The organism is Shewanella cutis, assembly GCF_022410515.1.
Taxonomy (GTDB): Bacteria; Pseudomonadota; Gammaproteobacteria; order Enterobacterales; family Shewanellaceae; genus Shewanella; species Shewanella cutis.
This window is the reverse complement of the sequence record NZ_JACSDI010000030.1, coordinates 33,849-43,897: the sequence shown is the minus strand read 5'-3', so window position 1 is coordinate 43,897 and position 10,049 is coordinate 33,849. Positions and strand designations below refer to the sequence as shown.

At 42.6% G+C, this 10,049-nt stretch carries 7 protein-coding genes and 3 tRNA genes; 9 read left to right on the top strand and 1 reads right to left on the bottom strand.

The genetic code is table 11. From position 1 onward, the window contains the following. The first annotated feature begins 833 nt into the window (after positions 1–833). The 9 genes from H9J30_RS20935 (at position 834) to H9J30_RS20895 (ending at position 8,774) form a co-directional block, all read left to right on the top strand. Entirely contained in the window at positions 834–3,341 is a 2,508-nt protein-coding gene (locus tag H9J30_RS20935) for a TonB-dependent receptor (protein ID WP_240132743.1), read from the top strand. Positions 3,342–3,539: 198 nt separating this feature from the next. Further along, positions 3,540–4,223: a response regulator transcription factor SsoR gene (ssoR, locus tag H9J30_RS20930; RefSeq protein WP_240132742.1), complete on the top strand. Its 684-nt coding sequence runs from the start codon at positions 3,540–3,542 to the stop codon at positions 4,221–4,223. A gap of 169 nt (positions 4,224–4,392) precedes the next feature. Next, entirely contained in the window at positions 4,393–5,520 is a 1,128-nt protein-coding gene (locus tag H9J30_RS20925) for a M14 family metallopeptidase (RefSeq protein ID WP_240132741.1), read from the top strand. 8 nt (positions 5,521–5,528) lie between these two features. Continuing rightward, positions 5,529–5,846 carry a zinc ribbon domain-containing protein gene (locus H9J30_RS20920; RefSeq protein WP_240132740.1) on the top strand — a complete coding sequence of 106 codons (318 nt, stop codon included), beginning with the start codon at positions 5,529–5,531 and terminating at the stop codon, positions 5,844–5,846. Continuing rightward, a complete protein-coding gene (locus tag H9J30_RS20915; RefSeq protein ID WP_240132739.1) occupies positions 5,843–6,124 on the top strand; it encodes a YeaC family protein in 282 nt (93 codons plus the stop codon). The genes H9J30_RS20920 and H9J30_RS20915 overlap by 4 nt, the downstream gene beginning before the upstream one ends. Before the next feature lie 869 nt (positions 6,125–6,993). After that, a tRNA-Gly gene (locus tag H9J30_RS20910) sits at positions 6,994–7,069 on the top strand. A 20-nt stretch (positions 7,070–7,089) separates the two neighbouring features. Further along, positions 7,090–7,163 (top strand) — tRNA-Cys (locus H9J30_RS20905). Between the two features lie 50 nt (positions 7,164–7,213). Next, positions 7,214–7,300: transfer RNA gene (locus H9J30_RS20900), tRNA-Leu, on the top strand. 280 nt (positions 7,301–7,580) lie between these two features. Next, entirely contained in the window at positions 7,581–8,774 is a 1,194-nt protein-coding gene (locus H9J30_RS20895) for an amino acid aminotransferase (protein WP_240132738.1), read from the top strand. A gap of 96 nt (positions 8,775–8,870) precedes the next feature. On the opposite strand, the gene H9J30_RS20890 is transcribed toward H9J30_RS20895, so the two are convergent. After that, positions 8,871–9,791 carry a YvcK family protein gene (locus H9J30_RS20890; RefSeq protein ID WP_240132737.1) on the bottom strand — a complete coding sequence of 307 codons (921 nt, stop codon included), beginning with the start codon at positions 9,789–9,791 and terminating at the stop codon, positions 8,871–8,873. Positions 9,792–10,049 lie beyond the last annotated feature (258 nt).

Genomic DNA, 10,049 nt, shown 5'->3' with positions numbered 1-10,049 from the left:
ATCGCTTATCTATTACTTAATATACTAAAGCGGCCTATGCCGCTTTTTTGTTTTTATATTTTTTGAATTTTTTTTGTGCAAGCAACCGTCTTATCTAAGCGCTGTTTATGTGAGTTTATGGGGATTTCACTGGTGAATATCAGTCAAATTATGATAAGTCGTTTTATCGAGATTTGACTCGTTTAAACTATTTTAAAAGTTATAAAGATAGTTTTAGTCAAATTTCATTTCTCATTTTTCTCAGTATTACCATTCACTTGTTTGTACTTTTGTAAGCTTGCCGCATCAAATCAAAGGAATATCCTTATGTGCTAAATTGACAATTAATTGTTGCATTTGTGTGTTACCTGCCGATGCGGTGCATAAAAATCACAAGTTATTCATTTTGTATCATCTGATGTATTGAAACTGCTGATGTTTGCTCAAGCTTTAGCATCACGTTAATTACTTATATGCATATTTTTTCATTATTAGACACCACAGCATTCTGTGCGTTAGATAGTTTATCGCCAAAAAAGTGTGACGATAGTCACACTTTAAAGCTGTCGCGATGTTGCGAAAATGTTTGCTTTTTAACAGTGTAAATCCCTTTAAAATGGATAAAACTTAGTTTTAACTGCTTAGTTAGTCTGCGCGAAAGCATTTGATATATAGATATTACAATCAAGAAACAATCTATTATAGATAAACAAACAATTTGTGGCGGCAGGTTAAAAAAATGGACGTTGACTGAATGAAAGTGAATCCTCAGTATCAAGCGCAACAGTTGTACAGCAATTAGTTGTACAAGCTGTAAGCATAAAAATAATAGTAAGATCTAGGGAGCATTCATCATGATCAAAAGAACCAAAGTGGCGTCGGCTATTAATTTAGCAGTCGTTAGCTCAATTGCTGCGGGTGCCTTTGTGGCATCAAGCGCATTTGCGGCTGAAGAGACAGCAAAAGTTGAACGTATTGAAGTGACGGGTTCACGTATTCAACGTCAAGACATGGAAACAGCTTCTCCTGTTACCGTTATTGATGCTGCTGCAATTAAAGCCGAAGGCTTTACCTCTGTAGACCAAATGCTACAAGTTCAAACCTCAATGGCGGGTGCGGCAGTTGGCTCAACCACTAACAACGGCGCTGATGGTGTTGCACAAGTTGACTTACGTGGTATGGGTTCGCAACGTACTCTCGTTTTGTTAAATGGTCGTCGCATGGTGAACTCAGGTTCGGGCGCTGACAGTTCTGTGGATTTAAACTCTATCCCTGTTGCGATGATCGCTCGCGTTGAAATCCTGAAAGATGGTGCTTCAGCGGTATATGGCTCTGATGCGATTGCTGGCGTTGTGAACATCATCACTAAGAAAGACTTTGAAGGCTTCCAGTTTGATATGAACGGTAGCGGTACCGATAAAGGCGATGGTCAAAACGGTGATGTCAGTGCGCTATATGGTTTTAATACTGATGGTGGTAACTACACATTTGGTGCAGCTTACGCAGACCGTCGTGGTGTAATTCAAGGTGACCGTAGTTGGACTGAGCCAGGTGCAAGTTCTTATATCCCAACAGGCACCTTAGGCGGTAAAGTTCAAGATGCAAACGGCAACTGGGTTGACCGTACTTATGGTTATGATTTTACACAAGATAGTTACTATCAAACTCCAAATGAACGTCGCAGCCTATTTGCGAATATGACCCAAGAGTTAGGTAACGATGTGGTATTAACTGCTGACGCTATCTACACTAACCGTCGTTCTAATCAGCAAATGGCCGCCCAACCTGCTGAAGTTTTCTTGGATGTTTGTAAAACTGCAGGTCAAAAAGATTGTTTGACACTAGATCAAGCAATGATCGCTGGTGGTATCACTGCAAATAAAGATGGTCAAGTTAGTTACCGTCGCCGTACTAATGACGTTGGTCCACGTATTTACACTCAAGATACTGATACTTGGCGTTTATCTGGTGGTTTAGCTGGTACTCTGGATGTACATACTGGTATGAACTGGGATGTCACATACACCTATGGTAAAAACCAGGCTAAAACTGCTGTAGAAAACTCAATCAACGGTTCTGATATGAAAGCTTCAGTGCTGGCCAATCAAGCTGCATGGTTCAGTGGCGCACCATTAACTCAGCAAATGATTGATGCGATTAGCTACACTGAAGAAGCTAAAGGTGGCAATGAGCAACAAACTCTGTCTGCAGGCTTAAACGGTGAGTTATTTGATTTGAGTGCTGGTGCTGTAGGTTTCGCTATCGGTGCAGAGTACCGTCGTGAAAGTGGTTTCTACACGCCAGACGAAGTGGTTATTGCGGGTGAAAGTACTTCTGCTCAGCAAGACCCAACAAATGGTAACTACAATGTAGTTTCTATTTTCCAAGAAGTGAGTGTACCGTTCACTGAAAAACTTACTGGTGAGTTTGCACTGCGTTTAGATGATTACTCAACCTTCGGTAAAGCAACGACTTGGAAGATTGGCTTAACCTATACTGCAACAGATGAACTGATGATTCGTACTGTTGCAGCTACAGGTTTCCGTGCGCCGAGTGTTGCAGAACTCTATGGTGGTAACTCAGGCTCATTCGATTACTTAACTGACCCATGGGGTAATATTAAGGATCCTCAAATCCTAGTAAATCGCATTTCAGATCCTAACTTGAAACCAGAAGAATCTGAGTCTTACACCGCTGGTTTAGTCTACTCGCCAAGTTATCTTGACGGTATGTCTTTGACATTAGATTACTGGCGTTTCAAGGTAACTGATGCGATTGCTCGTGCTAACACTCAAGACGGTTTAGATGCTTGTTTTGCTGGTGATACTGCAGCTTGTGACAAGTTTAACATTGGTGCAGGTGGCGATTTAACCAATCTGTCAAATGCACTGACAAACGTGGGTTCTCAAGATACAAGCGGTATTGACTTTAACTTAGCCTATAACTTCGAGTTAATTGGTTTAGATTGGAAAGTAAGCAATGATACCACTTACTTAGTTCAATTTGAGCAAGATGGTGTTGACTACACTGGAACTATCGATGGTAACTTCGGTGCATATTCTCGTGTTCGTAACAACTTTAGCATCAGTGCTGGTCAAGACGATTGGAGTGTTATGTACTTCAACCGTTACATCGGTGACATGCGTGATCTTGAAGGTGGTAACAAAGTGGGTGATATCATTTATCACAACATTTCTGGTACCTACCACGTTAACGACAGCACCACTGTTAGCTTGGGTGTGAAGAACTTTACCGATGAAAAACCATTGACCGTATCTAACGGTAGTGATGGTGGTACAGTACCAGAAGTTTACGACACTATTGGTCGTACCATTTATGGTGGTGTGACTGTTAAGTTCTAATCTTCAAGATTGAACTTATCCTCAAAAGCGCCTTTGGGCGCTTTTTCTTTTTGGTGTAAAAGGTTACAAGCCTTTATCTATCGCTGCCAACTTGATCACAATTAAGTGGAAACTGATTTTTAATCATCTTCTAATGCTAGAGACAAATATTTAGTTATGGTAACATAAATGATATTGATTCTCGTTTGGTGTTTAGGGATGAGTAGAATACTGTTAGTCGATGATGATCATTTATTCCGAGTGTGGTTAACTGATGTGCTGCAAGCGCAAGGACATGAGGTTGAATGTGCAGTAAATGGTGTTGAAGGGCTGGCATGCATCCGCTCTTTTGCGCCTGACATTGTCATGCTCGATTTGGTAATGCCGCAAATGGATGGTTTTGAGCTATTGCAGGCAAGGGAATGTATGACGCCGATAATGATGTTATCAGCCCGCGATAATGAAGAAGACAGGATACGAAGCTATGAACTTGGTGCAGATGATTTTTTGACCAAACCTTTTAGCATTAAGGAGCTATTGGTACGTTTGCAGGCTATAGAGCGACGGTTAGTGCAGCGGCCCAAGCCTCCTATGGCCATTGAACAAGTCGCAACCGTTCAATCGGTTAGATTTGACGAAACGTCCTATAGGATTACTATCGGCAAACATGCTGTTGAATTAACTCAAACCGAGTTTAGGTTATTTAAGTATCTCTTTGAACGTAAAGGACAAGTGATCACTAAGCAGGAGCTGCAAAAGTCGGTATTGCAGAAGGACTTAGGCCGTTTTGACCGTAATTTAGATATGCATATTAGCAATACTCGGCGAAAATTGGCCAATACCCGTTTACCGCGAACCTTAATCAACACCGTTCGGGGCCAAGGTTACAGTTTTACGGTTTAATCAGTGATGGCTTAGGCATTGGTGAATAAAAGTACCACCGATGCCATCTTAGCTAAAATTGGTCGCTTTCATTTTCCCCTGAAACCGATTTGGTTTATTCTAACGGGCATAAAAGTAGATGCATGTTAAGCATCATTACCCTCACGTGAATAACCAACTAGGAATCATTATGCGGATCAGTGCCAATTTTGATGGCGGAAATATCCAAGTCATTAATCTTGATAATAAAGACGATATTCAACTGGCGATCCGTCCCGATGCGGGCGGTGAGTTTTATCAATGGTTTAACTTCAGATTCGAAGGTGAAGTGGGTGATCATTACGCCTTAAATATCATCAATGCTGGTACGGCTTCCTATCCTAAAGGCTGGCAGGATTACCACGCGGTTGCCAGCTATGATCGTCAGCATTGGTTTCGCGTTCCAACCCAATATATTGATGGCAAGCTAAGTATTCAGCTTGAACTTGACTGTGATGCGATTCAAATCGCCTACTTTGCGCCGTACAGCTATGAGCGCCATTTAGATTTACTCAGCAACGCGCAATTGCATCCCGATGTGAATCTAGAGCATTTAGGCTTAACTTTGGACGGCCGTGATATCACCTTGATGAAAGTCGGTGATGGCAATCCAGACAAGCGCAATATTTGGATCACAGCAAGACAACATCCCGGCGAGACTATGGCGGAATGGTTAGTTGAAGGGTTGGTTAATCGCCTCCTTGATAATGATTGCCCAACAGCTAAAGCATTGCTTGATAAAGCAAACTTTTTCATTGTACCCAATATGAACCCCGATGGTAGCGTTAGAGGTCATCTACGAACTAATGCGATTGGAGTTAACCTTAACCGCGAATGGCAAACGCCGAGTTTAGAAAGAAGCCCAGAGGTTTACCATGTCGTGCATAAAATGCAGCAAACCGGCGTGGATTTATTCTACGATGTCCACGGTGACGAAGGTCTGCCTTATGTGTTCCTCGCAGGTTGCGAAGGGGTGCCCGGTTACAGTGACAGATTGGCAAAGCTCCAAGCCGATTTTACTCAGGCATTGACCCTTGCGAGCGCCGATTTTCAAACCGAATTTGGTTACACCAAAGATGCACCTGGTCAAGCCAACCTAACGGTGGCGTCGAATTGGGTAGCGCAAAACTTCGATTGTTTATCCAATACCCTCGAAATGCCATTTAAAGACAACAACAACCTGCAAGATCCTTTTGTGGGTTGGTCTCCTGAGCGCAGTATTTACTTAGGGGAAGCCTCATTAATTGCCATGCTCGCTGTGGTGGATAAGTTAAGATAGGTACAACTATGGCATTAATTGAATGTCCTGTATGTCGCAAACGAATGTCGAGCAAAGCACCTGCTTGCCCGCATTGTGAGGCTAAAACCACTGGTGATAATGGCTCGATTACGCGGATAAGCCATATTCAAAAATCCAGCAGGTTGATGAACCAAAGTTTTATGGCCATGAGCTTGTTCATTGCCGGAGTGGTCATTTGGTTTTGGGGGGGAGAGCCCGCCGAAGGATTACGTGCCACCATAGGGGGCATCTGTTTTGTATTTGGTTTTGTGGGTTATTTAATCACCCGCGTCAGAATCGTATTACATAAGCGAAAGAGTGTATGACCGACATAAATCAAGTGATCGATCAAATGCCTGTTGAAGTCTACGACAGACTTCGTAGCGCAGCAGAATTAGGCAAATGGGAAGATGGAACCGTCTTAACGCAGGCACAGCGTGAATCGACATTACAAGTGGTGATGCTATACCAAGCTCGCCGCTTAGAGCAGACAGATCATTTCACCATTGGGGCTGGCGGCAAATTAAACGAGTTATCCAAGGCTGAGTTGAAGAAACAGTTTCGCGGTGAGTCGATAGCTGAGTTCAAAGCTGAAGATCTATAGTCACAGCTAACTGTCAACCATTAAAAGTCCATATCACCTTAATCTTGAACGGTTAAGGTGTAATTTATAGGGAGTCAGTGTTTCAATCTTCTAAGTTTAGGTTTTATTGTTAGAGGGGTTCTTTGGCTGGTTCATAAAGCTTCAGAATAAAGCCAAAGAATCTCTTCTAAAGCCTAAGTGTAACTCAATAGACGTTTTTCCATGTTGCTGCTATGCAGCTTGTTCCTTGTTTTAGTCATACGCAATTAAGGAGCTCGCTATCAACATCTACGATCCTAACATTGTTGCATAAAATCCTGTTATACCTTTTTCTGCAAGTGTTTTACTTTGCCATTTTAATAAGACGGCAATCATCTTGTAAAAATGTTGATGAATGAAATGGGTTGGGGTACTAAGAACATTAAAATTTTTAAAAATTAACATTTTCAAAAACATAATAATGGTGCGCGCAAAAAACGATTGTGGAGACTGTGAATTATTGGATGTCTGTTCTCGGATGAGTAATTGTTTTTGACAAATATGCAAGCAACGCTCCTGTAACCAAGTCAGATGATAGCCGTTTATAATCAACGATGGCCAGTGCATCAGGCGTTTATGGCGAATAAGCGTTAAATTATCCGACAACTAAAAAACTAATATAGCCATGTGCGAATTGCTCCACAATTGGCGTCACCTCCAAATTGTTTACTCCATCGACAAGTTTATGTCGCCGTGGCTGAATATTGGGCAAACAGTTTGCTTAAGCGCAATATTTTAAATTTGTTGATTGACTCTGAAGGTTAAATCGGTAGAATGCCAATCCGCAGTCAGGTAACGCGCAGTAGCGTGACTACCATGCTTACTAAATCAAGTTAAGCAGTGACTTTAATGCGACATTAGCTCAGTTGGTAGAGCGATACCTTGCCAAGGTATAGGTCATCGGTTCGAACCCGATATGTCGCTCCAATCTTATAGATTGGAAAGATGGCGCGATGGCAGAATGGCTATGCTGCGGATTGCAAATCCGTCGATCTCGGTTCGACTCCGGGTCGCGCCTCCATAGATATAATATATTGATGACATGATTCCCGTTGTTAATATGAAGAGTTTGCCCGAGTGGTGGAATCGGTAGACACAAGGGATTTAAAATCCCTCGCTGGTAACAGCGTGCCAGTTCAAGTCTGGCCTCGGGTACCATAATTAGAAAAGGCCTAACATTTGTTAGGCCTTTTTTATTGCCAAAACGCCTACAAATTTATCTATGATGTCATAGTGATCTGCCTCTAAAAAATCATATTTATCTAAAAATTCTGCTTTCACATAAATGATCTCTCATTTAGTTGTTATTTATTTTAATCAATCCATAATAGCCAAACTATTTCCTTAAGATGCGGCAATAGGCGCTATTCCCCCTCTTAAGACAGTGGTATAAATAAGCCGAATTTCCCCTACACGTGAACATTTAGGATAAGTAGTCATGATTTTCTCTCAGGTAGTACTCGCACCCGCTGATCCCATCCTTGGTTTAACCGATACCTTCAAGGCAGATCCACGCCAAGATAAAGTGAACCTCGGTGTTGGCATTTATAAGGATGAAGCAGGGCAGACTCCAGTATTGCAGTCAGTGAAGAAAGCAGAAGCCCTATTGCTTGAGCAAGAGAAGACCAAGAATTATTTAGGTATTGAAGGGGTTCAAGCCTACAACCGCGTGGTACAAGAGCTATTATTTGGCGAGGGCAGTGAGCTGGTCAATTCAGGCCGTGCTGCGACCGCTCAGGCGCCAGGCGGTACTGGTGCACTGCGTATTGCAGCCGAGTTTTTACTGCGCAACACGCCATCGCGCACTGTGTGGGTAAGTAACCCAACTTGGGCGAACCATCAGAATATTTTTGAAACTGCAGGGTTAACGGTTAAAGAATACGGTTACTACAACGCCAGTGCTCACGATATCGATTTCGATGGCATGATGACTGATCTCGCCAATGCACAGGCGGGTGACATTATTCTACTGCACGGCTGCTGCCATAACCCAACGGGTATTGACTTGACTTTTGCGCAATGGGATTTAGTGGCTAATCTCTGTGCAGACAAACAATTAGTGCCTTTGTTTGACTTTGCTTACCAAGGTTTTGGAACGGGTATTGAAGAAGATGCTGCAGGCTTACGTTTAGTCGCTTCAAAAGTGCCTGAGCTGTTAGTCGCAAATTCTTTCTCTAAAAACTTTGGGCTTTATAATGAGCGTATCGGTGCTGTAACTGTGGTTGCTCGCAATGCAGATGAAGCTGTCCGCGCTTTTAGCCAAGTGAAACGCACAATTCGGGCAAACTACTCAAATCCACCAGCACACGGCGCGTTAATCGTTAGCACTATTTTGAATGACGCATCATTAAAAGCCCTTTGGGTACAAGAGCTGACTGAAATGCGTGAGCGTATAGCCCTTATGCGTACTCTGTTTGTACAGAGCTTAAAAGATGAGGGTGTGACTCAAGATTTTAGCTTTATTTCGCGCCAAAATGGTATGTTTAGCTTCTCTGGCTTGAATAAGTCACAAGTGGCCCGTTTAAAAGACGAATTTGGAGTTTATATTGTCGGTTCTGGTCGTATTAGTGTGGCTGGAATGACTAAAGCCAATATGCCTGCGATCTGTAAAGCGATTGCTCAGGTCGTATAATCTGATTGATGATAACAAAAAGGACAGCCTAGGCTGTCCTTTTGATTATTATGTTGTTTCGAACTTGAGCATTTTTGTGCGAAGTTAAAAAAGTGATTATGACGCCAACGTTTCTAATGGTAACTCTGATTTTATGCGCAGTACGGCGCATAATGCATCACGAAGGCTTGCCTGATCATGCAATTGCGGGTTGTGGCGATTTCTTAAGGGGAAATAATTAACTAAGGTGCCTAGTCGTAATTGCTCTGAATGGCGCAGCACCTTAGTGATCACCGGCTTACCGATCACTTGATGGCACCATGAAATGCGTTGCTCAATGCTAAATTGGCCAGCGGGGGATGCTTCTTCATTCAGATTATCGATAAAAACCACAGGGGCAGTTGTCATTGCTAACGCTTTAGCAAAGCAGGGCAATAATAACGGCGGCATAATACTGGTCAGAAAACTCCCAGGCCCCAAGATGATCAAATCGGCTCGACGAATGGCTTCACAGGCTTCTGCTGTAGCATTGACTTGCGGCTCTAGACACAGGGCAATAGGTGCCTCATTCATTTTGTCGACGTTAACCTCTCCAAATACTTTCGAACCTGAAGCTTGTAAGGCAACCAAATGTGTTGGTTGTTCTGACATCGGAATGATATTGGTTTCAATCTTAAGCATATGTCGAATAAGATTGACAGCTTCTAGGGGCCTGACACAGAGTTTATCGAGTGCAAGCAGCATAAGATTGCCAAGATTATGGCCACTCAGTTCAGTTTCACCTTGAAAACGATACTCAAATAATTGTGAACCGACGGATGGGCGATGGGCTAGTTGGGACAAACAATTGCGTAAATCGCCCCAAGCGATACAATCTTGCTCAGCTCTTAATCGACCGGTAGAACCACCGTTATCCGTAGTAGCAACAATACCGGTGAGACGATTGCCCAGAAAATCAAGCGATGAGAGTACACGTCCTAATCCGTGACCACCACCAATAGCGACGACATGATTGAATTGATTTAAGATCTGCTGCATAAGGGTTCCTTCCTGAATACCCGAAAAATCCTGCCTTGTTGTTGACTCGCGTTGATGCTTGTCGTCGCCGAGGCTAGCGGAACCTTAGTATAAAAGCTCGGTCAAATGCATGCACTAAAAATTCACACGCACAGTCAATACTTAAGTTCGAGATCGCATTTTTTCTGTGGTTGAACGCAATCATTGGAATAAATGGGTGTTTTTGCATCCAAATTTCGTGAATTTCAAGATATGACATATAATCTGGCGCTTATTTTG